Annotated in this window: 23 protein-coding genes; 15 read left to right on the top strand and 8 right to left on the bottom strand. The window is 34.7% G+C overall.

All coding sequences use genetic code 11. From position 1 onward, the window contains the following. The first annotated feature begins 101 nt into the window (after positions 1-101). Genes GTR01_RS11955 through GTR01_RS11935 form a run of 5 tightly spaced genes read left to right on the top strand, consistent with a single transcriptional unit; the run spans position 102 to position 6,734 of the window. Positions 102-3,755, top strand: coding sequence for an MMPL family transporter (locus GTR01_RS11955; protein ID WP_160138066.1), 3,654 nt, complete (start codon positions 102-104; stop codon positions 3,753-3,755). A 42-nt stretch (positions 3,756-3,797) separates the two neighbouring features. Further along, positions 3,798-4,712 (top strand): dialkylrecorsinol condensing enzyme DarA, encoded by a 915-nt coding sequence (locus GTR01_RS11950; RefSeq protein ID WP_160138065.1) that lies wholly within the window; start codon positions 3,798-3,800, stop codon positions 4,710-4,712. Between the two features lies 1 nt (position 4,713). Continuing rightward, positions 4,714-5,853, top strand: coding sequence for a beta-ketoacyl-ACP synthase III (locus tag GTR01_RS11945; RefSeq protein ID WP_160138064.1), 1,140 nt, complete (start codon positions 4,714-4,716; stop codon positions 5,851-5,853). After that, positions 5,853-6,284 (top strand): hypothetical protein, encoded by a 432-nt coding sequence (locus tag GTR01_RS11940; protein ID WP_160138063.1) that lies wholly within the window; start codon positions 5,853-5,855, stop codon positions 6,282-6,284. Before GTR01_RS11945 ends, GTR01_RS11940 begins: the two co-directional genes overlap by 1 nt. A gap of 6 nt (positions 6,285-6,290) precedes the next feature. Beyond that, a complete protein-coding gene (locus tag GTR01_RS11935) occupies positions 6,291-6,734 on the top strand; it encodes an ABC transporter permease (protein WP_089739202.1) in 444 nt (147 codons plus the stop codon). Positions 6,735-7,220: 486 nt separating this feature from the next. On the opposite strand, the gene GTR01_RS11930 is transcribed toward GTR01_RS11935, so the two are convergent. Next, positions 7,221-10,133 (bottom strand): M16 family metallopeptidase, encoded by a 2,913-nt coding sequence (locus tag GTR01_RS11930; protein ID WP_160138062.1) that lies wholly within the window; start codon positions 10,131-10,133, stop codon positions 7,221-7,223. A 427-nt stretch (positions 10,134-10,560) separates the two neighbouring features. On the opposite strand from GTR01_RS11930, the gene GTR01_RS11925 reads away from it, so the two are divergent. The 6 genes from GTR01_RS11925 to GTR01_RS11900 all read left to right on the top strand — a co-directional run bounded on the left by GTR01_RS11925 (position 10,561) and on the right by GTR01_RS11900 (position 15,663). Next, the gene (locus tag GTR01_RS11925; protein WP_160138061.1) at positions 10,561-10,965 is read left to right on the top strand and encodes a hypothetical protein; all 405 of its coding nucleotides are present in this window, start codon (positions 10,561-10,563) and stop codon (positions 10,963-10,965) included. A gap of 51 nt (positions 10,966-11,016) precedes the next feature. Then, on the top strand, positions 11,017-12,012 hold the full coding sequence (locus tag GTR01_RS11920) for a BtrH N-terminal domain-containing protein (protein ID WP_160138060.1): 996 nt from the start codon (positions 11,017-11,019) through the stop codon (positions 12,010-12,012). Between the two features lies 1 nt (position 12,013). Beyond that, complete coding sequence (locus tag GTR01_RS11915; RefSeq protein ID WP_160138059.1) at positions 12,014-12,772, top strand: ABC transporter ATP-binding protein; 759 nt, start codon at positions 12,014-12,016, stop codon at positions 12,770-12,772. After that, the gene (locus GTR01_RS11910; RefSeq protein WP_160138058.1) at positions 12,759-14,027 is read left to right on the top strand and encodes an ABC transporter permease; all 1,269 of its coding nucleotides are present in this window, start codon (positions 12,759-12,761) and stop codon (positions 14,025-14,027) included. Before GTR01_RS11915 ends, GTR01_RS11910 begins: the two co-directional genes overlap by 14 nt. 68 nt (positions 14,028-14,095) lie before the next feature. Next, entirely contained in the window at positions 14,096-14,524 is a 429-nt protein-coding gene (locus GTR01_RS11905; protein ID WP_160138057.1) for an acyl-CoA thioesterase, read from the top strand. Next, positions 14,521-15,663 carry a beta-ketoacyl synthase N-terminal-like domain-containing protein gene (locus tag GTR01_RS11900; protein ID WP_160138056.1) on the top strand — a complete coding sequence of 381 codons (1,143 nt, stop codon included), beginning with the start codon at positions 14,521-14,523 and terminating at the stop codon, positions 15,661-15,663. The genes GTR01_RS11905 and GTR01_RS11900 overlap by 4 nt, the downstream gene beginning before the upstream one ends. A 56-nt stretch (positions 15,664-15,719) precedes the next feature. Here the strand turns inward: GTR01_RS11900 and GTR01_RS11895 are convergent, their stop codons facing one another. Genes GTR01_RS11895 through GTR01_RS11865 form a run of 7 tightly spaced genes read right to left on the bottom strand, consistent with a single transcriptional unit; the run spans position 15,720 to position 20,744 of the window. Then, positions 15,720-16,427 carry a hypothetical protein gene (locus tag GTR01_RS11895; protein ID WP_160138055.1) on the bottom strand — a complete coding sequence of 236 codons (708 nt, stop codon included), beginning with the start codon at positions 16,425-16,427 and terminating at the stop codon, positions 15,720-15,722. Between the two features lie 32 nt (positions 16,428-16,459). Then, positions 16,460-17,020 carry a DUF6705 family protein gene (locus GTR01_RS11890; RefSeq protein WP_160138054.1) on the bottom strand — a complete coding sequence of 187 codons (561 nt, stop codon included), beginning with the start codon at positions 17,018-17,020 and terminating at the stop codon, positions 16,460-16,462. Next, a complete protein-coding gene (locus GTR01_RS11885) occupies positions 17,020-17,586 on the bottom strand; it encodes a DUF6705 family protein (RefSeq protein ID WP_160138053.1) in 567 nt (188 codons plus the stop codon). Before GTR01_RS11885 ends, GTR01_RS11890 begins: the two co-directional genes overlap by 1 nt. Next, positions 17,586-18,152 (bottom strand): DUF6705 family protein, encoded by a 567-nt coding sequence (locus GTR01_RS11880; RefSeq protein WP_160138052.1) that lies wholly within the window; start codon positions 18,150-18,152, stop codon positions 17,586-17,588. The genes GTR01_RS11885 and GTR01_RS11880 overlap by 1 nt, the downstream gene beginning before the upstream one ends. Next, on the bottom strand, positions 18,152-18,718 hold the full coding sequence (locus tag GTR01_RS11875) for a DUF6705 family protein (protein WP_160138051.1): 567 nt from the start codon (positions 18,716-18,718) through the stop codon (positions 18,152-18,154). The genes GTR01_RS11880 and GTR01_RS11875 overlap by 1 nt, the downstream gene beginning before the upstream one ends. Further along, positions 18,718-19,281, bottom strand: coding sequence for a DUF6705 family protein (locus GTR01_RS11870; protein WP_160138050.1), 564 nt, complete (start codon positions 19,279-19,281; stop codon positions 18,718-18,720). The genes GTR01_RS11875 and GTR01_RS11870 overlap by 1 nt, the downstream gene beginning before the upstream one ends. 11 nt (positions 19,282-19,292) lie before the next feature. Next, positions 19,293-20,744 carry a hypothetical protein gene (locus GTR01_RS11865; RefSeq protein ID WP_160138049.1) on the bottom strand — a complete coding sequence of 484 codons (1,452 nt, stop codon included), beginning with the start codon at positions 20,742-20,744 and terminating at the stop codon, positions 19,293-19,295. Positions 20,745-20,879: 135 nt separating this feature from the next. Between GTR01_RS11865 and GTR01_RS11860 the strand changes: the two genes are divergently transcribed. The 4 genes from GTR01_RS11860 (at position 20,880) to GTR01_RS11845 (ending at position 24,121) form a co-directional block, all read left to right on the top strand. Further along, positions 20,880-21,434: a 3-oxoacyl-ACP synthase gene (locus GTR01_RS11860; protein WP_228452223.1), complete on the top strand. Its 555-nt coding sequence runs from the start codon at positions 20,880-20,882 to the stop codon at positions 21,432-21,434. Between the two features lie 87 nt (positions 21,435-21,521). Then, positions 21,522-21,779: a phosphopantetheine-binding protein gene (locus GTR01_RS11855; protein WP_034727005.1), complete on the top strand. Its 258-nt coding sequence runs from the start codon at positions 21,522-21,524 to the stop codon at positions 21,777-21,779. An 84-nt stretch (positions 21,780-21,863) separates the two neighbouring features. Next, the gene (locus GTR01_RS11850) at positions 21,864-23,063 is read left to right on the top strand and encodes a beta-ketoacyl-[acyl-carrier-protein] synthase family protein (protein ID WP_160138048.1); all 1,200 of its coding nucleotides are present in this window, start codon (positions 21,864-21,866) and stop codon (positions 23,061-23,063) included. After that, complete coding sequence (locus GTR01_RS11845; protein ID WP_160138047.1) at positions 23,060-24,121, top strand: beta-ketoacyl synthase N-terminal-like domain-containing protein; 1,062 nt, start codon at positions 23,060-23,062, stop codon at positions 24,119-24,121. Before GTR01_RS11850 ends, GTR01_RS11845 begins: the two co-directional genes overlap by 4 nt. Positions 24,122-24,131: the final 10 nt, after the last annotated feature.

Below are 24,131 nucleotides of genomic sequence, written 5' to 3'. Positions count from 1 at the left end.
TTCTGCCTAGAATATTTTATTGATTTTCAGCCAAAACTTATCCCCCAACTATTTTGATGTAATTCTTAAAAATTTAAATTTGCAGACTTGATACAAATGCAATGCATCGCTTTTTTATATTTTTATACTATCTGATTTCCAGGAATAAAATCCTTTCTGTTTTTACAGCTTTAGGAATTGCAGCCTTATGTCTATTCTTTGCTTCAAAGATTAATTTTGAAGAAGACATCAATCAGATTATCCCTAAAAATGAAAAGTCTGATCTTACGGCAAAGGTGCTTAAACAGCTTAATTTTTCGGATAAGATCATCGTTATCATAGAAAATAAATCGAATGAAGACAGCTTTCAGCTTTCTGAAACGGCAGATACTTTTCTACAGAAAATAGAACCTCTTCAAAAATATATTGGTTCTGTTCAAGGAAAAGTGAATGATAATGAAATCTCTGAAACATTTGATTTCGTCAGCCAAAATCTCCCATTATTCCTGAATGAAAATGATTATAAAGAGATTCAGGGGAAACTTCAGAAAGACAGTATTGCCCAACAGGTAGAGAATAACTATATCTCATTAGTCTCTCCTACCAGTCTTGTGACCAAAGAGTTTATCAAAAAAGATCCTCTTGGACTTACTTTTTTAGGTATCAAAAAATTAAATGCTTTAAACATCAGCAAAGATTTTAAGCTTGAAGACAGTTATATTGTGACCAAAGATGGAAAAAATCTGCTGTTGTTCATTGATCCTAAAAATAAAAGTAATGATACAAAAGCTAATGAAATTTTCGTTGATCAGCTAGATCAGATAAAAGACAAACTGAATAAGCAGTTCAAAGGAAAAACTGAAATCAGCTATTTCGGATCTCCGGTAATTGCTGTTGCCAATGCCAAACAGATCAAAAAAGATATCCAGAATACAGTTGTGATTTCTATGACGGTACTTTTGGTGCTACTGATTTATTATTTCAAAAACTTTTTTACCCCGATTATTGTCTTTCTTCCTACAGTATTCTCTGTTTTACTGGCACTACTCGTTTTATATTTTATTAAGGATAAAATTTCCGCCATTTCATTAAGTGTAGGAGCTATTCTTATCGGAATTACCATAGATTATGCCTTACATATCCTCACTCATTATAAGCATAATAACAATATTGAAGAGCTTTACAAAGAAATCACCCAGCCTATTGTATTAAGTAGTGCCACTACTGCAGTTTCCTTTTTATGCCTGGTATTTGTACGTTCTGAAGCGTTAAAAGATCTGGGACTATTTGCTGCGATTACTGTTATTTTATCTTCCATTACAGCATTAATTATCGTTCCTCAACTGTATAAGCCTAAGCATTCCGAAGAAAAGCACAACACCAACTTCATTGATAAAATCGGCTCTTATCCGTACGAGAAAAATAAACCTTTGATTATCGGATGTTCTGTCATTATTTTGGCATGTTTATTTGGGTTCAGACATGTAGGTTTTAATGAAGATATTGGTGACCTTAACTATATTCCGAAGGAAATGAAGATCAGTGAGGCTAAACTGCAGAAACTTTCGGATATTACTTCCAAATCTATTTATACTATTTCTTACGGAAACTCTGAAGAACAAGCTCTTGCCAGAAACTCTCAGCTGAACACCTTCCTTGAACAAGAAAAGAAAGAAGGAAAAATTCTTAGCTATAATTCTATTGGAAGTATTGTTTTATCTGAAAAAGACCAACAAAAGAAAATTAACGAATGGAAGACATTCTGGAATGATACTAAGAAGAACCAAACCATCTCTGAACTCATCAGCAACGGAAACAAATTCGGATTCAACAATTCGGCTTTTGACAACTTCAATGAGATCTTAAATAAGAACTATTCTACCTTAACGATCAGGGATTATGAAAAGGTGAAGGCTCTCCAAATTTCAGAATTCATGAGCCATGAAAAAGACTTTTATACGGTTTCCAATGTTGTAAAAGTTGACGAAAATAAAAGAGACACCTTTATCAAGGATATTGAAAAGAAACATGATGCTATTGCTATTGACCGCCAACAGATGAATGAAAACTTTTTAGGTTTATTAAAAAGAGACTTCAACACATTGATTAATTATTCTCTGCTGGCTATCATCTTAACGATTATTGTTTTCTTTAGAAATTTTGAACTGACCGTTTTGACCATGTTCCCTATTGTTCTGACGGGAGTGGTAACAGCGGGAATTCTTTATTTTTTAGGGCTGGAATTAAATATTTTCAGTACTGTAGTTTGTACTCTAGTCTTTGGAGTTGGAGATGACTTCAGTATTTTCCTTACCCAAGCTATGCAAAAGGAACATACTACAGGAAAAAATGAGCTTCCCACCTATAGAACTTCAATTATTCTAGCTGTATTTACCACCATCCTATCCATCGGATCTCTGATCTTTGCTAAACATCCGGCCTTACATTCATTGGCTCTGGTTGCTTTGATAGGAATGTTTTCAGTGATTATTATTACTTCTACTTTATATCCGTTCTGGTTCAGATTGCTGATTACCAACCGAGCGAAAAAAGGTCTTTCACCTATTACATTCAGGTTGTTTGTCGTTTCAGTATTCTGCTTTTTGTATTACGGACTCGGAGGGATGATTTTTTCAGCTTTGGGAAGTTTCTTTGTAAAAAATTCAAAGGGTAAAACGCTGAATATTATCAAACTTATTTTAGCTAAGTTTTTAACTTCTGTTCTTTATTCGAATCCATTTGTAAAGAAGAAGGTCATTAAAAATTCAAATGAGGATTTCAGCAAACCAGCAGTTATTATTGCTAACCATACCTCTTTCCTGGATACATTAGCTATTGCAATGGCCACTCACAAAATCATTTATTTGGTAAATGATTGGGTTTATAAATCTCCGGTTTTCGGAAAACTGGTAAGAGCATTAGGCTTCTATCCGGTTTCTCAGGGTATTGAAAATGGAATGGATCAATTGAAGGAAAAAATTGCTCAGGGATATTCCCTTGTTGTTTTCCCTGAAGCAGAACGTTCTTATACCAACGATGTGAAAAGATTTCATAAGGGAGCGTTCTATATTGCGGAACAATTTGAGCTGGATGTACTCCCACTCTATATCCATGGAAATTCCGAAGTGCTTCCGAAAGGAGACTTCATTATCTACGATGGCAGCATTATTGTAAAAGTAGGTGATAGGATTAGTAAAGATGATCTCAGTTTCGGTAAAAACTATTCTGAAAGAACAAAAAAGATCAATGCTTACTACAGAGAAGAATTTGCCAAACTAAGGGAAGAAATTGAGGATGAAAATTATTTTAAAAAACAATTATTCTTAAGCTATTTATATAAAGACGCTGAAGTGGTGGCAGCAGTAAAGAAAGATTTCAATACCAGTAAGCTGACCTACTTTGAACTGAATAAACATATTGATGCTGATGCTAATATCCTTCATATTGCTGATGATTTTGGGCAAAAAGATGTTTTACTTACCCTTTATCAAGCCAGCAGAAGAATTTTTTCATGGATAAAGAATGAAGAAAAAAGAGCAACCGCAGCCCATAATTATCTAGTGAAAAGAAGAAAGATAAACTATATAAAAGAACTGTCTGAAGTGAATAAAAATATTGATGTACTTCTGGTTTCAGATGATCAGTTTGATCTCAACGAAGTTCAGATACTTCCTGAAACGATCATTTTCATCAATACCACAAATACAGTAATAAAAAATGAAAATTATACATTAAAATTTAGTTCTGATTCCTTAAAAGTATTTAAAACTAAATAATAAATATGAAAAACATACTTTTGTAAACACTAAAAAGATTCCATGAAAAAAAATATACTTGTCATATATTATTCTCAAACCGGCCAGTTGGAGGATATTGTGAGAAATATTGCCAAGCCTTTTGAAGCTCAAAAGGAAGAATATGATATCACCTATTATAATATTCAGCTAAAGGAAGATTTTCCTTTTCCTTGGCCAGGTGATGTCTTTTTCAATACTTTTCCTGAATCTTACTTACAAATTCCAAAAGAAATCGTACCTCCTTCAGATAAAATACTGGACAAAAAATATGATCTTATTTTGTTCGGATATCAGGTATGGTATCTCACACCCTCTATCCCGATCATTTCATTTTTGAAGAGTGGCTATGCAGAACGCATCTTACAAGACACTCCTGTAGTTACGATTTCCGGAACTCGAAATATGTGGATGCTTTCTCAGGAAAAGCTGAAAATATATCTAAGAGATTTAAAAGCCCAACTTGTAGGGAACATTGCATTGGTAGACAGACATGATAATTATACCAGTGTTCTGACCATTCTTCGTTGGCTGACCACGGGCCAGAAAGAAAAATCAGGAGTGCTTCCGGCAGCGGGAATTTCTGATGACGAAATTATAGGTTCCGTAAAATATGGCGAGATTATTGAAAGACATTTTAAAAGCAATGATCTGGAAAATTTACAACCGGATCTTGTAAAAAATGGAGCCATTGAAATTCGTCCGTTTTTAGTGCGTGTAGAAAAGGTAGGGAACAAGATTTTTACAGTATGGTCTAATCTGATTATCAAGAAAAAAGAGAAACGCCCATTGCTGATAAAATTCTTTAAGGTATATTTGATGGCAGCGATATGGATCATCTCACCTATCGTTTTGGTATTACACCTGCTTACAACCCCTATATTTTGGTTTAAAAGACAAAAACAAAAACAATATTTACAAGGAATTAATATAAAATAGAATGTACGACGTATTTATAACAAAAGCTTCAAAATATTTACCCAATGAACCGGTATCTAATGAGGAAATGGAGACATATCTTGGGCTTATCAATGACGCACCTTCTAAAGCCAGATCACTTATTTTAAGAAATAATAAAATCACAACTCGATATTACGCTTTAGATAAAGAAGGAAACCCTACGCATTCCAATGCACAACTTACCGCAAAGGCGATTGAAGGACTTTTTGATGAAAATTTCAAAAAAGAAGATATGAAGTTATTATCCGTAGGAACTACTTCACCAGATCAGATTCAACCTTCTCATGCTTCTATGGTTCATGGTGAACTAAATATTGGAAAATCTATTGAGATCAATACTGCAACCGGACTTTGTAACTCTGGGATGAATGCCCTTAACTATGGATTTCTTTCCGTAAGAGCCGGAGTACAGGAAACTGCCGTATGTGCAGGATCTGAAAGAATGTCTGCGTGGATGACGGCAGATAAATTCAACCATGAAGCTGAAAATTTAAAATTATTAGAAGAAAGACCAATCATTGCTTTCAAAAGAGAATTCCTAAGATGGATGCTTTCTGATGGAGCGGGTGCTTTCTTGTTGGAAAATAAACCTAGAGAGAACGGAATTTCTTTAAGAGTAGAATTTATCGATTTCTATTCTTATGCTCACGAAATCGAAGCATGTATGTATGCAGGATGTGACAAGCAGGAAGACGGAAGCTTAAAGTCATGGGCAGATTATCCATCTGATGAATGGTTGAAGCAATCTATTTTTGCCATTAAACAAGACACTAAAATCCTTGATAAATACATTCTTGTAAAAGGGGCAGAAAGCCTAAGAGCTTCTTTTGATAAACATCATTTAGATCCTGAAAAAATTGACCATGTATTGGCTCATATCTCTTCAGGGTACTTCAAAGATGGATTAAAAGAGGAGTTTGCTAAAAAAGGAATGGACTTCCCTGCCGAAAAATGGTTCTACAATCTTTCTGATGTCGGAAATATCGGTGCCGGATCTATTTTCATCGCATTAGAGGAGCTGATGAACTCCGGAACATTGAAGAAGGGAGAAAAAGTACTTCTTTGTGTTCCTGAAAGTGGAAGGTTTGCCTATTCTTGTTCTTTATTAACAGTTTGCTAATGGAAAACAGACTGCCCACATCCGATAAAGATTTTGTACAAAGCCTTATCCCACAGCGTGCACCGTTTATTATGGTACACGAACTTTCTGAATATTCTGAAAATCATCTTATCTCCGGATTTGAAATAAAAGAAGATAATCTTTTCATTCAGGATGGATTTTTTCAGGCATCAGGACTCATCGAACATCAGGCACAAAGTGTAGCCCTTCATACAGGATACAAATATTATTTGCTTGGAAAAGATGCACCAACAGGATATATTGGAGCCATCAAATCATTTGAAGCAGAAGTATTGCCTAAAATTGGTGATCAGCTGTTATCAGAGGTTGCCATTCTCAATGAAGTAATGGGAGTAACGTTGGTAGATATTATCACCAAATTAAATGGTGAAGTAATCGCAAAATCTCAAATGAAAACTGCCGTAAAATAACTTTTAATGGAAATCAGGGAAGAAAATATCATCAATATACATAACTTTTTACCTCATCGCGAACCGATGTTAATGGCAGACTATATCCTAGAGCTGACCAAAGAAAAAGTTGTGACTTCCTTTGAAATAAAAGAAGACAATATCTTTGTTCATAACAATGAACTGGCTGAAGCCGGCTTAATCGAAAACCTGGCCCAAACCTGCTCATCCATCCTTGGACAAAGCTTTTTTGAAAATCCGGAAGCGGATACCAAAGTGATAGGTTTTATCACCAATATCAAAAAGATTGAGATCTTCGGACTTCCAAAAGTAAATGACAAGATCATTTCAAAAGCATCACTGATTTCTCAGTTTGAAAATATCTGCCACATTTTCTGCGAAACGTTCAACAATGACGAATTGTTGATCAGAGCAGAGATTAACCTGTTTATTCAGGAGGTAAAATCGTAAAAAAGAAAGAAAAAAGACTATAAAAGCTGTACATTTTGTGCAGCTTTTTTGTTTTTTGATAATTGCATAGATTGGATGTTGTTATTTTTTCATGGAAAATTGCTGTATTCATTATTAAGTTTCGGCTAAAGCCAAATGAATTTCATGATTTATTTAGGCGGGCTAAAGCCCACCTCTATTGAATTAAATAACATATATATTTATCAAAGTTATTCCTTTGCTAAATGAAACGCCTTTGTGATCAAAAAATCCCTACAATAGATAATTCTTTTGCGAGCTCTTGCGTTAAAAAATAATCCTTTAAAAATTCTAAAAATCATTGTTATCATTTGTGGAATTATTGGTAACATTTGTGTTTAAACAACATCATATTTCACGTGAAACATTTTAAAATCCGTGGAACACTCACTATCAAGCAAATGCCACTATTTAAACAAAAAAGTGGAACATTTCTGCTCCACTTTACCTATTATTAAAACTAAAATATTAGTATCCGAAGATCTCTTCAAGAGATACCTCCTGGAACTCACCCATCTTGTTGATAGATTCCATATTTAGATTTTCTTTCTTACCGATAATCGCGGTATTGTATTGTACTGGTTTGATCTCTGTATTATAGAAACCTGATAACTGAGGCAGTGTCAATCCCTGAATCTCAGCATAGGTATCTTTTCTAAGATCATAGTCGACACCTAGTTTTTTAAGCGCCAACTGACTGAAGAAGATATTCGTTCTGTTGATTCTGTTAGAGGCGATTTGTTTCAATGCTGAGCCTCTTGCATTTTCAAACTGTGCAGGAATCTGTGGCAACTCTACCATTAATTCATTCATAGCATTTACTGCCAAAGGAAGTTTATTAGCCTGAGTTCCTATATAATTCGTGATATAATTTGCATGACCTTTCTCTGATGCATTTGCATAAGAAACATAAGCTGAATATGCTAATGACTTACTTTCTCTGATCTCCTGGAAAACAATAGATGATAGCCCTCTTCCGAAATACTCATTGAAAACATTTACCTTTCCGAAGTTGCTAAGATTTACAGGATTTGCTTTTGCTACTTTGGCCATTTCCATTTGTACCATGTCATAGTTTGCAAAATAAACTTTTCCTGATGTAGCTGGCTCTGCATATTCTTTAGCTTTTGCAGGCTGCAGGCTTGTAGTCGTGATATAAGGTTTTACAGCACTCTCCAACCCTGTTTGGTTTTGTCCATAAAGGAATACCTGATAAGGAGATTGATTTAGTGTTTTTATTTTCTTCATCAATTCTGCAGCATCAATGCTTTCAAGACGAGCTTTAGGAATAACATCTGTCATTCTAGAATCCTTTCCATATTTTGCATAATTGGAAAGCGCGTTCATAATTCTTACCTTATCTTTCTTCGCAGTTTCTCTTGTCTCAAGGATTGTTTTCACAGTCTGGTTGTAAATCGCTTTATCAGCCTTTACATTGGTCATCCAGTGATTCATTAGCTCTACCCCTTTCTTCATATTGCTTTCAAGACCTGATAAAGTCACAACAATCTGATCATTAGACGTTCTAAAATTATAAGTAATTCCTAATTTATAAAACTCTTCTTTCAGTTGTTCTGGAGTATATTTATCTGTTCCAAGATATTCGAATACCGTTCCAGCTAAAGAAAGTTCTTTATCGTTATCCGTTCCGAAAGGGAAAATATAACTTACCTGAGCAATTTCGTTAGATTTATTTTTCACAAAACTTACCGTCTTGTCTTTTACCTGTGAAGTCTGAATCGCTGTTTTATAATCAACAAATTCAGGCTTGATCTCTGTTACCTTTGTATTTAAAATATCTTTAAGGAATGGAGATTGTGCTTCTTTGTTTAGTTTAATAGGAGTAATTCCAGGATTTTCTACTCTTACAAGTTTATCATTTACTCCTTTTTCTTTGTAAACGACAACGTAATTATCCTTAAAGAAATCATTCGCAAACTTCACGACATCAGCTTTGGTAATCTTTTCATATTGGTTGATCTCATCCAGTTCCTGCTGCCAGGTTCTTCCTTTGATATAAGAATCATACAGTTCAGTAGCTAAACCATCAGCAGTTTCCCAACCTTTCATACGCTGAACCTTTTTATCATTGATGATAGCCTTTAGCATCCAATCTGGGAATTGTCCTTTTTTAACAAGATCAAGCTGATCTAATAATAGTTTTTTAGCATCATCAAAGCTTTGGCCTTCTTTAGGTGTTGCTACAAGCGCAAATGTTCCATACATTTTGAAGGGTGACTCATACGCTCCAGCACCTAAAGTTTTTTGTTTTTGATTGATATTAAGGTCAATTAATCCCGCATCTCCTCTGTTGCTTAAAATTTCAGCCACTACATCTGCCAATCTAGCTTCCTGGCTTCCGTAAGAATCTGTTCTCCATGCCATAGTCATTCTTGGAGTAGACGGACTTTTTACTGTTCTGGAAACAATCTGAGTCATTGGCTCTTCTGTTACCATCTTCTTCATCGGAAGTTCTTTATACTTAAAGGCTCCGAAATACTGATCAACTAACTTTATAGTTTTATCATAATCGATATCTCCCACCAATACTACAGCCATATTATTAGGCACATAATAGGTATCAAAATACTTATGAATTGCCACCATTGATGGGCTCTTCAAGTGTTCTGAAGTACCAATTGTTGTTTGCTGTCCGTTCGGGTGTTTTGGGAAAAGAGCTTCCATTAAAGCATAATTTACCAAACGACCGTCGTTATCCTGTGCTCTGTTGTATTCTTCATAAACAGCTTCCAATTCTGTGTGGAAAAGACGAAGTACCAATTCAGAGAAACGTTCTTTTTCAACTTTTAACCATTTTTCCAGTTCATTGGATGGGATATTGTTTTTATAAACTGTTTCATCCAGCCATGTATGAGCATTGGTTCCTGTAGCTCCCAATGAAGAAATCGCTTTATCATATTCATTGGCAATTGCATATTTTGATGCCTCTTGGGACACCTCATCAATTTTTTTGTAAAGTTCCTTTTTCTTTGTAGGATCTTTTTCTGCCTTATGCTGTTCATAAAGGTCAGAAATCTGTTGTAACAAAGCCTTTTCCTTCGTCCAATCCTGAGTTCCTAAATGTGAAGTTCCCTTGAATACCATGTGCTCCAAATAGTGAGCAAGTCCCGTATTATCACTTGGGTCATTATTAGATCCCGTCCTTACAGGAATATAAGTCTGGATTCTTGGAGCATCTTCATTTCTTGCTAAATAGACCTTTAATCCATTTTTCAGGGTATATACCCTTACTCCTGCCTGGTCGTTTTTTACCGTTTCATAAGTATAACCCTGAGCATCCGTCAGTTTTTGAGTATCGAATTTCTGAGCCATTGCATTAAGCATACAGAAAACCGAAACAGAAATAAAAAACTTTTTCATAGTTGTTATTTAATAGTTATTTTTCTATCCAAATTTCAAATCCATTAGTCTTATCATAAGGGGAACTTGTTACAGCTTTCCCTATTATAAGTATTAACAGTACTTCTTAAGATTTCATTACATCCCATTAGTTAAACAGCATTATTCAAGAACTAAGAAAAATAAAGATCTTTTGTGATATATAACTCAAAATCTCACAGCCGAAAATCAATTTAAACACTACTCAAAAGGGGAAAGATAACACGCCGAGTTTCATTTAAATATTCATAAAAACTCAGATTCAACCTTTATTTCACAACAATATTGCGATCATATGGTATAAAATTTTCATATTATGTATTTTCACTATTTTAGCCACCTGATTAAAAGAATCAAAAGCAGATGAAATTTATTTTATCTGAAATTTTAAAAATTAAACATTCTTCAGATGAAAAAACAAGACCTACCTCAAGACGAAAGTAATCTGAAATCCGCCAACATGACAGAAGTCCTTTATGTAACGGATGAAAATGATAATTATACAACGGCTAACAGTACAGGATGGGATGCAAAAAAAGCAGCTTTGGATGAATCTATGGAACTGATTTATGAGAGAATTGAAGAAGCCAAACAAAATGTTGCCAATAATATCGTAAGTCCCATCGTTTATTTTATGGAGTTCAATAAAATGGACTTAGGAGTGCTTGCTTCTTATGTAGGAATGTGGCAATGGAGGGTAAAAAGACATTTTAAACCCAAAGTATTTAAAACACTAAGCGAAACGGCACTGAAAAAATATGCTGATGCATTCGGAATTTCAGTGAATGAACTTAAAAACTTCGACGGGAAATAAATAAGGAATACGTTCCATTTTATTTACCCATGAAAAAGATATAAACTGCAAATGAAATTAAACTTCGAACACCATCAGACTGCGCATTGCGAAAACGGTGTTGCTTCCAATCTACTGCTTAACAGAGGACTCAAACTAAGTGAGCCTATGATCTTCGGAATCGGTTCAGGATTATTTTTTGTCTACCTTCCCTTTTTAAAGGTAAACTTTGCACCGGGCTTTAGCTATCGTCCGATGCCGGGAGCTATTTTCAGTAAGGCAGCTAAAAGATTAGGAATTAAAATCAAAAGAGAAAAATTCTCAAATCCACAAGAAGCTCAAAAAGCCCTGGAAAGAAACTTAGAGCAAAATATTCCTACAGGACTTCAGGTAGGGGTTTTCAATCTTACTTACTTTCCGGAAGAATATAAATTCCATTTCAATGCTCATAACCTTGTCGTATATGGTAAAGAAGACGGAAAATTTCTGATCAGTGATCCCGTAATGGATTACACAACCACTCTTACAGAAGCGGAACTGGAAAAAGTAAGATATGCCAAAGGAGCACTTCCTCCCAAAGGCCATATGTACTACCCTATTTATATTCCTGAAAATGTTCATCTGGAAGAGGCTATAAAAAAAGGAATCAAGGATACCTGCAAAAATATGCTGGCTCCGGTACCGCTCATTGGGGTAAAAGCAATGAGATGGGTAGCCAAGAGTATCCCAAAATGGGCAGAAAAAAAAGGAACAAAGGTAACCAATCATTATCTGGGGCAACTGATCAGAATGCAGGAAGAAATTGGAACCGGTGGTGGCGGCTTCAGGTTTATTTATGGAGCATTCCTCCAGGAAGCGGCAGTTATCCTTAAAAATGATGAATTAAAAGAGCTTTCAAAAGAAATCACCTCTATTGGCGACCTTTGGAGAGACTTTGCCGTGGATATTGCCAGAGTTTATAAAAATAGAAATGCTAAGAGTGATATCTACAATACCTTATCAAAAACAATGCTTCATATTGCAGATTTAGAAGAAGCTTTCTATAAAAAACTGAGAAAAGCGATCTGATATGGCAGAGAATATGATTGAGATCAAAAATCTCTATAAAAAATATAAAAACTCCGATGAATTTTCCGTCAATGATATCTCTTTGAATATCGACAAAAACGAGATCTATGGAATTCTTGGGCCCAACGGAGCAGGAAAAACAACTTTGATTTCCATGCTTTCAGGTTTGATTAAACCTACTTCAGGACAATTTACGATTAACGGATTATCTCCACAAAAAGACAATTTCAAGATCAGAGAGATCATGGGAATTGTTCCACAGGAATATGCTCTTTATCCTACTCTTACAGCCAAAGAAAATCTGATGTTCTTCGGAAGCTTGTATGGTTTAAAGCATAAACAACTTACCAAGGCTATTGATGACTCTCTGGAAATCATGGGACTTTCAAAATTTGCCAATAAGCAGGTAGGCCAGTTTTCCGGAGGAATGAAACGCCGTTGTAACCTGATCGCAGGAACCCTTCACAATCCAAAAGTTTTATTTTTAGACGAACCTACTGTAGGTGTAGATGTACAATCCAAAAAAGTAATCATCGATTTTCTTTTAGAACTGAATAAAAGCGGAACATGCATCATCTATACTTCCCACCACCTTTCTGAAGCAGAAGAATTCTGTACCAAGATTGCGATTATTGATAAAGGAAGAATTCACGCTGTGGGAACACCTGAAGAGCTTATTTCCCAGATTGCCCATGCAGAAAACCTTGAAGATGTTTTCATTTCATTAACCGGAAAAGAATTAAGAGATGTTGTTGTATAAACTGTGGAGAAGCTTTATTAAGGAAATTCTTCTGCTGAAAAGAGATCTCGGAGGTATTGTCATTATTTTCGTAATGCCGTTGCTTTTAATTGTAACCATTACCCTGATTCAGGATTCTACCTTTAAAAACCTTGAAGGTTCAAAGATCCCGATTATTTTTATTGATAATGATCAATCTGAAGTTTCTAAAAATATAAAAGGTGAACTGGAAAATAGTAAAACCTTCCAGCTGCTCACCAATTTCAATGAAAAATCAGCGCAGGATGCTGTATTTTCTGGAGATTATCAGATGGCCATTGTCATCCCTAAAGATCTTACGAAAGATTTAAATTCCAATATTGATTCCAAAGTTCAGGCGATTGTAAGTTCGTTTGGACTGGAAGGTGATTCTGCAAAAACGAAAATAGAAACACCGAAAGCCAAAGAAATTCATTTGTATTTTGATCCGGCCACCAACGCAGGGTTTAAAAATTCTGTGATGAATTCTGTAAACAAAATGGTTTTTGAGATCGAAAATAAAAAAATCTACAAAGCATTTCAGGATCAGCTGGGAACAACCGAAAATCTTGAAGAGAATAAAAACCTCATCAGTTTCAAGGAAATTACTCCTAAGAAAGGAGAAATGGACATTATGCCGAATTCTGTTCAGCACAATGTTCCCGCTTGGACTCTTTTTGCCATCTTTTTCATCGTAGTTCCTTTATCCATCAACCTCGTAAAAGAAAAAAGCCAAGGTACAAGCGTAAGAGCAAGAATAAGCCCTACTCCATACTTCGTTCATATCTTAGGAAAAACATTTACTTATCTTATTATCTGTCTTATTCAGTTTTTGCTGATGGTGGCTGTGGGTATTTATCTTTTCCCTTATATGGATCTTCCGGCATTTGATGTATCCGGAAAGATGTTCCAGCTTGTTACGGTAACCTTATTTGCTGGACTTGCTGCTATTGGCTTTGGAGTATTGCTGGGAACTATTGCAGATACACAAGAACAATCGGCCCCTTTTGGAGCAACATCTGTTGTAGTATTAGCCGCCATTGGAGGAATCTGGGTTCCGGTGTTCTTAATGCCTGAATTCATGCAGACAGTAGCCAAATTCTCTCCTATGAACTGGGGTTTGAATGCATATTATGATATTATTTTAAGAAACAGTGGAATCGGTGGTATTGCTAAAGAACTGGTATTCCTGTTTTTATTTTACATCGTTACTGTATCAATCTCTATTTTCTACGAAAGGAAGCTTCATAATATTTAATCTATTTTATTACTAATATTGTCAGGTAGTTTCAGACATTTATAAAAACAAAACTCAGGAAGAAAAACATGCAGCCTAACGAAAATATATTAACCTGTACTGAAGAAGTAAGAGTACGATTCAACGAGACAGATCCTTTAGGAATTGTCTGGCATGGTCATTACATTGTCTATTTTGAAGACGGAAGAGAAGCTTTCGGCCGTCAGCATGGTCTTACTTATCTTGATATTCAGAATGCAGGCTATGTAACACCTATTGTAAAAAGTACCTGTGAACACTTTCTTCCTTTAAAATATGGAGAAACATTCAGAATTGTCACCACTTTCGTCAATTCTGTTTCTGCTAAGCTTATCTATAAATATGAACTTTTCAATAAGGAAGATCAATTAGTATGCAGCGGAGAAACGATACAGGTATTTCTGGACAGTACCGGAAGTTTGTGTTTATACAATCCGGAGTTTTTTCAAACCTGGAAAGATAAAATGGGACTATCATGAAGAAGGAAATTTATATCACAGACTATAATTGCATAACTCCACTGGGTTTTAACGTGGATTCTAATTGGAATGCACTTCTCGCTGGGAAATCAGGAGTTGCTTTACATAAAATTATAGAAAGCCAGGACGCTTTTTATGCATCCGGGATCAATTCTGAAACGTTGAATGGAGAATTTGATAACGTTTTTGTTCAAAATACTCATCAGGAATTCACCAGATTGGAAAAAATGCTGCTTTTAAGCTTAAAACCTTTGATCGAAAAGCATGATATCACCGAAGAAACAGCTTTCATTCTCTCTACAACAAAGGGAAATATAAGTTTATTAAAAAATCAGGAGCAACTGCCTGAAGGTGTTTACCTATCACAATTAGCTCAGAAAATTGCTGATTTTTTTGGATTTAAAAACAAACCTATTGTAGTTTCTAATGCTTGTGTTTCAGGAGTTATGGCTATTGCTGTTGCCAAGAATATGATTCAGGCAGGAAAGTATAAAGATGCCTTTGTGATCGCTGGAGATGAAATTTCAGAATTTGTAATTTCAGGATTCAATTCATTTCAAGCCATTGGATCAGAGCCTTGCAAGCCCTATGATAAAAATCGGAACGGAATTAATATTGGTGAAGCTGCAGCCGCAGTTTATATCACCTCAGAGCCTTCTGAAAATGAAAAATGGAGATTTAAAGTATTGGGAGATTCTGCGATCAACGATGCGAATCATATTTCAGGCCCATCCAGAACAGGAGACGGTTTATATGGAAGCATCTGCAATGCAATGAAAGAAGCCAACGTGTCCGCAGAACAAATCGATTTTATCTCTGCACACGGAACAGCAACATTATACAATGATGAAATGGAAAGCATTGCCTTCAGCAGAGTGGAACTCCAAAACGTTCCTCTGAACAGCATGAAAGGCTATTATGGACATTGCTTAGGTGCTTCCGGATTACTGGAAAGTATTATTTCTATGGAAAGTGCCCTTCAAAACACTTTGCTCCCTTCTAAGAATTTTGAAGAAATGGGAGTTTCCCAACCGTTGAATATTATTACAGAAAATCAACCTGCTAACATCAGATATATTCTGAAAACAGCTTCGGGGTTTGGGGGTTGTAATGCAGCGATTGTGCTGGAAAAATGCTAATTTTATTTCTAGGATAAATACTAAACCCACCAGAATTTGGTGGGTTTTATTATTGTTTAGTAAGTATCTAGTTCTTTTCCCCGATAAAAGCTAACTTCTTTTTTGACAATATTGAGTTTAGCAATCCCACTTCGCATACCAATAAAAATATTCTCTTCATCGAATACAGCTACGGAATTTGGGTATAGCCCTCTCCAAAACTGATTTCTAAAAATAGATATCGCTTCTTGATTTACTACTTTATAAAACCCGTGATGGGAAACAATATAAATAATATTATTAAATATAGTTAATGCTTCTAAAGCATCTCCAAAAGATTCTATTTTTCTATAGGTGAAAACTGAATCTTTTGTTAATTCATATAAACTTCCCCAAATACCAAAACCTTCGGTGAAATAAATTTTGTTTTGAAATTTGAAAATATCAACAATATTTCCAAATTTTATTTTTACAATTTTTTCTTTGTCTTTTTTAGGCTGAAAGTATAATTCCCCTCCCCATTCTCCTTTATTTTCTCCAATCAATTTTCCATCTTCAATTTCTAACTCAGAATTCCCTTTATAAAAGCTATTTTTTTCTACGACCAATTTATTATTCTCTTTTTTTACAGCATAAGAATCTTTAGAATTAATGAGACCATACCATTCTTTAGATTCTACTTTAGGAATTGCAGACTCCATAAAATTATCTGGAATTTTTATTTCTTGTCCTGCACAGTAAAAACAGAAGCACAGTACAAATAATATAATCATTTTTTTTTCCATTGTTTAACTTATTAAGATTTAAAATCATTGAATTACTGCTTTGTAAAGATCAGATTCTCTGTCTCAGGAAGATAGATGGTATAATCTCTATTCGGAGGGCAATCTTTATCATTTGTTGTCGTTGTCCCAGGATAATACCCCCAAGAGAATTGGGTAGTATTAATTATCTTTAGGGTTATAATTCCTATTCCTACGCTACAATTACCTCCCGAAAATACCAGTGTAATGCTATTATCTTGAATTTTCGAACCTTTTATGGAAAGTCCAATATCATTTGTGAAGTCTTTATTCATTGTACTTTCTAGTATAGTATTACCTTTTTTCACCACATATTTTACAAAAATTTGATCTCTATAAAACGGTTTTCCAAATCTTTCTATTGGAACTTTTACTTGCTTAAATATTTGTAACGTAATAGTTTTTTCTTGAAAATTACCTTGCCATCTTCCTATAAAAGAATCTAATTCGTTATTTGAATCTTTAAAATATGAATTTGGTGTTGAACCTAGTGCTGAATAATTTAATGGCAATATCTGCTGTGCCTTACCAAAAAACACAGTAAATATTAATATTATGCCCCATCTATTTCTCATTACTGCTTTGTAAAGATCAGATTCTCTGTCTCTGGAAGATAGATTGTATAATCCTGGTTAGGCGGGCAATCTTTATCATTTCTTGTTGTCGTTCCAGGGTAATATCCCCATGAAAATTGAGTAGAACTTATTTTCTTTAAAGTGATCGTTCCTATTCCTACACTACAATTTCCGCCAGCAAAAACTAAAGTAATTTTGTCACCATTATCTTGAATCTTTGAACCATCGATAGAAAGTTTAAGATCATCACTAAAATCCTTATTAACAGTACTTTCTAGTATTATATTATTCCTTTTAATTTCATATTTAACAAATATCTGATCCCTATAGAATGATTTTCTAAATCTTTCTATAGGGATTTTTATTTGTTTTGATATCTGTAAAATTATAGTCTTATCTTGAAAAGATCCTGTCCAAGTTCCTGTATAATAATCTAATACATTATCTGAATCTTTAAAATAGGAATTTGCAACTGCTCCAAAAGTAGAAGTATTCAAAGGCAATACTTGCTGTGCCTTACAAGAAAACACAACAAACAACCCAAATATGATCCATCCATCTCTCATTACTGCTTTGTAAAGATCAAATTCTCTGTCTCCGGAAGATAGATTGTATAATCTTTATCAGGCGGACAAGTAATGTCATTTGTTGTCGTTGTCCCAGGGTAATATCCCCAGGAAAATTGGGTATCACTTATTTTCTTTAAAGTGATCGTTCCTATTCCTACACTACAATTGCCGCCAGCAAAAACTAAAGTAATTCCACCTTCATTATCTTTAGTTTTTGAACCTTCAATAGAAAGTCCGACATCATTTGTAAAATCTTTATTGAGTGAACTTTCTAAAACTACATTATCTCTCTTTACTTCATATTTTACAAATAATCGATCTGTATAAAAATCCTTTTTCCACATTTTAAACGGGATTTTTACGTCTTTAGTAATAACAAGCTTTATAGTTTTGCTATTGAAATGCCCCACCCAAGCTCCTGTATAATAATCTAATTCATTATTTAAATCTTTAAAATATGAATTTGTTGGAGATTTAAATGCAGAAGTATTCAAAGGCAATACCTGCTGTGCCTTACAGGAAAACACAGCAAATAATACCAATATAAACCAGACACTTCTCATTACTGCTTTGTAAAGATCAGATTCTCTGTCTCCGGAAGATAGATGGTATAATCTCTATTCGGAGGACAAGTAATGTCATTTCTTGTCGTTGTCCCAGGGTAATATCCCCAGGAAAATTGTGTAGAACTTAGTTTCTTTAAAGTGATCGTTCCTATTCCTACACTACAATTTCCGCCAGAAAAAAGTAATATAATACTATTATCATTATCTTTAGTAACTACACTTTCTATCGAAAGACTAGAATTGTTAGTAAAGTCTTTATTCAAGGTACTTTCTGATATTATTCCATTTTTTTTAATTTCATATCTGACAAATAATTGATCTTTATAGAAGTTCTTTCCAAAAAGCCTAACTGGTTTTTCTATTTGCTTAGAAATATGAAGGGTTATCATTTTACCTTCAAACGAAGCGTTCCATATTCCAGTATAAGCATCTAATTCATTATTTAAATCTTTAAAATAGGAATTAACGGGTATATCTTCAGCATAAGTATTTAAAGGTAATACCTGCTGAGCCTTACAAAAAAACACAGCAAATAATATCATTATAAGCCATCCACTTCTCATTACTGCTTTGTAAAGATCAAATTCTCAGTCTCAGGAAGATAGATGGTATAGTCTTTATCAGGTGGACAAGTGATGTCATTTGTTGTCGTTGTCCCAGGGTAATATCCCCAAGAAAATTGGGTACCACTTATTTTCTTTAAAGTGATCGTTCCTATTCCTACACTACAATTTCCACCTGAAAAAAGTAAAGTTACACTATTGCCATTATCTTGAGTATAAACACTTCTTACCGAAAGACCTATATCATTGGTGAAATTTTTATTTAATGTACTTTCTAATATCTTGTTACTTTTTTTAACCTCATATCGAACAAATAATTGGTCTTTGTAAAAGTTTTTATCAAAAAGCTGTATCGATGCCTTTATCTCTTCTTTTATCTGAAGAGTAATTGTCTTATCCTGAAATGTAGCTTTCCATGTTCCTGTATAATAATTCAACTCATTATCTAAATCTTTAAAATAAGTATTTGGGACTACCTTATTGGCAGATGTATTTAAGGGAAGCACCTGCTGTGCCTTACAGGAAAAAGTAAATAATATAAGTATATAAATAATTTGCTTCATAATATTTTATTTTAATTTTTGCATGTAGATGGTGTAATGATGCCATCAGAATTTTGATTTATTGTAGAAACTTTAACCCCATCTTTACTTTCCTCAATTCTTTGTAAGATAACTTTATTTCTTAGCCCCATCTTATTTAAAGTAGACATAAATACTTGCTCTAGTTTTTCAGCTGTTGTTATACTTTTATCACCAACCATATTTAAATAATCAGCCCATTGTTTATCATTCAAACTGGTCAATTGATTATCATTATAACTCCCATACGCAGGTAAATCCCCATGACTTCCATCAAAATACATTACATAATGTATGCCACCGGGAGCTACCACTCCCATATAAGCATTCCCCGTATTTCCTATATTCTGATATCTAGCAATTTCTATTAAAGTGGAAATATCATCTGAAGAAAATATATTCACTCCCGTTCCTGGGTGATTATGATACCCTCCATTCATAGTAGACGGATCTCCAAAGTTAACACGATGATCACTATTTTCAGTGGTTTGTGTGGGTGGGCTTCCATCTTTATTAAACTTCCAGCCTTTTTCTCCACCTCTTGTTCCTTTTGCTACATGCTCTTTCAAATCTTTTACTTTCAACTGAACAGCAACATCATCCATAAGACTTTTTGTTTTCTTACAGGGATCATCCTTCGGATCCAGATAATCCGGAAACTTATGTTTAGAACCATCACCGGACATTGCGTTTCCACCGCCGCCAAAATGCATATTTTCAGGTTCTTTCCATTGGGCATCTTTCCACCAGTCTCGTCCAGGGAAGAGATAGCCAAAACCGCCGCCACCGCCGGAGAAAACATTGAACTTAATAATGGTAATTTCCTCTATATCGTTCACCCGTATATATTTCTCTTTAGCAAATTTCCCCATAGGGGTAGGGTTTTTAGGGTATAGATTATCTACTGCGTCCTGAAGCGTTGCTATTACGCCCAATGTTACAGGATCATTATTCTGTACAACAGTAAACTGTACATAATCTCTGTTGGGAGAGACAATCCCATGAATAAATGCTGTTACCTGATCGCCCTGTAGAATAGGAAAAGCAATCGCTTTGGAATTATTTCCATAGGTATAGGTAGATACATTATAAAAAGGTCTTCCAAAATCACGATAAAAATCCTGCCCTAAAGCAGCATTATTTTTAAAAAACGCTTCTATGGTTTCTCTGAATGGTGTTTTATAGCTCACCGGAGATAGAGGGATATTGATCGTAGTATTGTAAGTGCCATTCTTTTGAGTCACCTGTTCGGTTTCCTGCTTGTTCTGCGCTCTGAATTCCGGATCAGATTGAGCTTTTTCTTCAAATTTCAAGAACATTTCAATAGGAACCCTGAATTGGGTTTGTTCTTCTTTGGGAAGCACTTCATCTTCCGTTCGGCAAGAGTTTAGAGTAAATGTCAGCACTGCAAGCAGAGCCAACCGGAGAATAATTTTTTTCCTCATAAACATTTGTTGTTTTTTTAGATTTCGAATATACAATTTTTTCACAACTACGGGATAAAAAAAATAAAAAAGTAAAATTTCGACTTCAAATCATGACGACTCCTATCATTTCAAATTATTTTATATTTGTAAAAAATGGAAAAACCATTAATGAGGAAAACGAAAACCTGTACCATAGAACATTCAAAGATAACCGTTGATGGAAACCTTATTTTTGAAACCGAAAGCAATACATTTCCGGAGTTTGCCAAAGAAGCCTATAAAAACCTAGAACTCAGTTATCCAAAATTCCATAAAATGGACAACCTGAGTAAACTGGCTTTTCTCGCTGCAGAAATGATTTTAAAAGAAGAAAACCACAGCAAAACAGCGCTGGTTTTTGCCAACAAATCATCCAGTCTGGATACCGATTATAAATATCAGGAAAGCATCAATTCCCAGGAGAACTATTTCCCAAGTCCTGCCGTCTTTGTATATACCTTACCTAACATTTGTATAGGTGAAATTAGTATCAAACACAAAATGCAGACTGAGAATATATTTTTCGTTTTGGATGAATTTGATGAAAAATTTTTAAATGATTATTCAGAACAAATCCTCCAATCCGGAAAAGCTGATAAAGTATTGTGTGGCTGGGTGGAATTATTTCATGAAAATTATAAAGCTTTTGTATATTTGCTAACCTTGTAAAAATGTAACACTACAACAATGTGGAAATGTAACAATTTTAGCTATTGGTAAACTGGTACATAGATACATTGGTAAATTAATTAAATTATGGAAAACTTAAAAACTGAATTGAAGCACAAAATTATCGAAGTACTTAACCTTGAAGATGTTTCTGTAGAGGAAATCAAAGATACGGATCCGTTATTCGGGGGCGGATTAGGGCTAGACTCTATTGATGCTCTTGAATTGATCGTTCTTTTGGATAAAGATTATGGAATAAAATTAGCCGATCCTAAAAAAGGAAAGGAAATTTTCCAATCTATCGATACGATGGCTCAATTCATCGAAGATAACAGAACAAAATAAATTAACAGAATAGTTTAACGGTGTATCAATGTAAAAACAATTGGTAAACTGTTACATGGATACATTGTTACATTATTTAATAGCATGAGTCAAAAAATTGCCATAACAGGAATGGGCATCATTTCCTCCATCGGAAACAATGTGGAGGAAAATTTTATTTCATTACAATCCGGAAAACACGGTATTTCAGATATCCAAATGTTTGAAACCCGTCATGCAGGAACAATTAAAACAGGTGAAATAAAGTTATCTAATGAGGAACTTGTGCAGCAACTTCAGCTTAATGAAGATAACAACGTCACAAGAACATCCTTATTAGGAATGATCGCTGCTAAAGAAGCTATAGAAAGCGCCGGAATATCAGATATCAACGGTTACAAAACCGGACTTATCTCCTCTACAAGTGTAGGAGGAATGGATATTACCGAAAAATATTTCTATTCTTATGAAGACTTTCCTGAAAAGCAAAAATATATTGATGCTCATGACGCTGGAAATTCCTCATTGGCTATTTCTAATTATTTGGGATTAAAAGGCATGGTTTCCACCATCAGTACAGCTTGCTCATCTGCAGCAAATGCCATCATGATGGGCGCTAAACTCATTAAAAACGGAGTATTGGATCGAGTGATCGTTGGCGGAACAGATTCTCTTTCAAAGTTTACCCTGAATGGTTTCAATACTCTGATGATCCTTACAGATTCTTACAATACTCCTTTTGATAATGACAGAAAAGGATTGAACCTTGGAGAAGCAGCCGCTTTTTTAGTGTTAGAATCCGAAGAAGTTGTTAACAAAGAAAATAAACAAGTGCTGGCCTACCTTTCCGGATATGGAAATGCCAATGATGCCCATCACCAGACGGCTTCTTCTGAAAACGGACAAGGAGCATTCTTAGCCATGCAACAAGCTCTTAAAATTTCAGGATTGAAAAAAGAAGACATCGATTATATCAATGTTCATGGAACAGCAACTCCTAATAATGATTTATCTGAAGGAATTGCCATGATCAGGATTTTTGGAGAAAATAATGTTCCTGAATTCAGCTCTACAAAAGCATTTACAGGCCATACATTGGCTGCTGCAGCCGGAATTGAAGCGGTATTTTCAATTCTAGCCATGCAAAAGGGTCTTATTTTCCCGAACCTGAACTTCAAAACAAAAATGGAAGAGTTTGATCTCACTCCGGTTACTGAACTGAAAGAGAAAAATATCCATCATGTTCTTTCCAATTCTTTTGGATTCGGAGGAAACTGTTCAACTTTAATCTTCTCAAAATCATGAGTGCAGTATACATCAACAGTGCATCTTGTATCTCTGCCCAGGACACTTTAAACGAAAATATTCTTCAGCATCTTAAGCCGGAAAACTCCGCAAAGATCATTAAAGCCATAGAACCTAATTACAAAGAATTCATTCCGCCTGCCATGAGCCGAAGAATGTCTAAAACCGTAAAGATGAGTTCCGTAGCTTCACATTTCGCATTAAAAGAAGCAGGAATTGAAAAACCTGATGCCATTATTGTAGGAACAGGAATGGGATGTTCTCAGGATTCTGAAAAATTTCTAAAAAATGTGATTGATAATCATGAGGAGTTTTTAACTCCGACATTTTTTATTCAGTCTACTCACAATACTGTTGCAGGGCAAATTGCACTAGGATTGCAATGCCATTCCTACAATTTTACTTATGTCAACACCTCTTCATCACTAGAGTTTTCATTTCTAGATGCCCAGCTTCAGATTAAAGATGGGGAAGCCGAAAATATTCTGGTAGGTTCTACTGATGAACAGACTGACAGAACTATGGAACTTTATTGTCTGAATACTACCATCAAAAAGGAATCAGATCTTCCTGTCGATTACCTGAATTCCACTACCAATGGTGTTATTTGGGGAGAAGGAGCAAGCTTCTTCGTTGTTGGAAAAGATAAAACAGAAAATACTTACGCAAAACTTACTGACATTAAAATCAGCAATCGATTGGAACTGGAGGAAACTTCAGATTTTATTCAGGAGTTTTTAGCAAAGAATAACCTTTCCACTAAAGATATTGATGCTTTTATTTTAGGCTTCAGTGGAGATGCAGATTCTGATGTTTATTATACAAAAACCATGGATCTGTTTCCAGATTCGGCATTGTTGTATTACAAACATTTGAGTGGAGAATTCAACACAGCGAGTGGTTTTTCAACTTTTATAGCATGTCATATTCTTAAGGAACAAAGCATTCCAGAGGTTATGATGATTAATAAAGTGAAAAAGGAAGGAGTAAAAAATGTACTTCTTTATAATCATCTGGCAGGTGATGATCATAGTTTAGTGCTACTAGAAAAGGCTTAGTTTACAAAAA

The organism is Chryseobacterium sp. c4a (assembly GCF_009900745.1).
Lineage (GTDB): Bacteria > Bacteroidota > Bacteroidia > Flavobacteriales > Weeksellaceae > Chryseobacterium.
The sequence above is the reverse complement of the archived record's forward strand: the minus strand, read 5'-3'. Positions and strand labels throughout refer to the sequence as shown.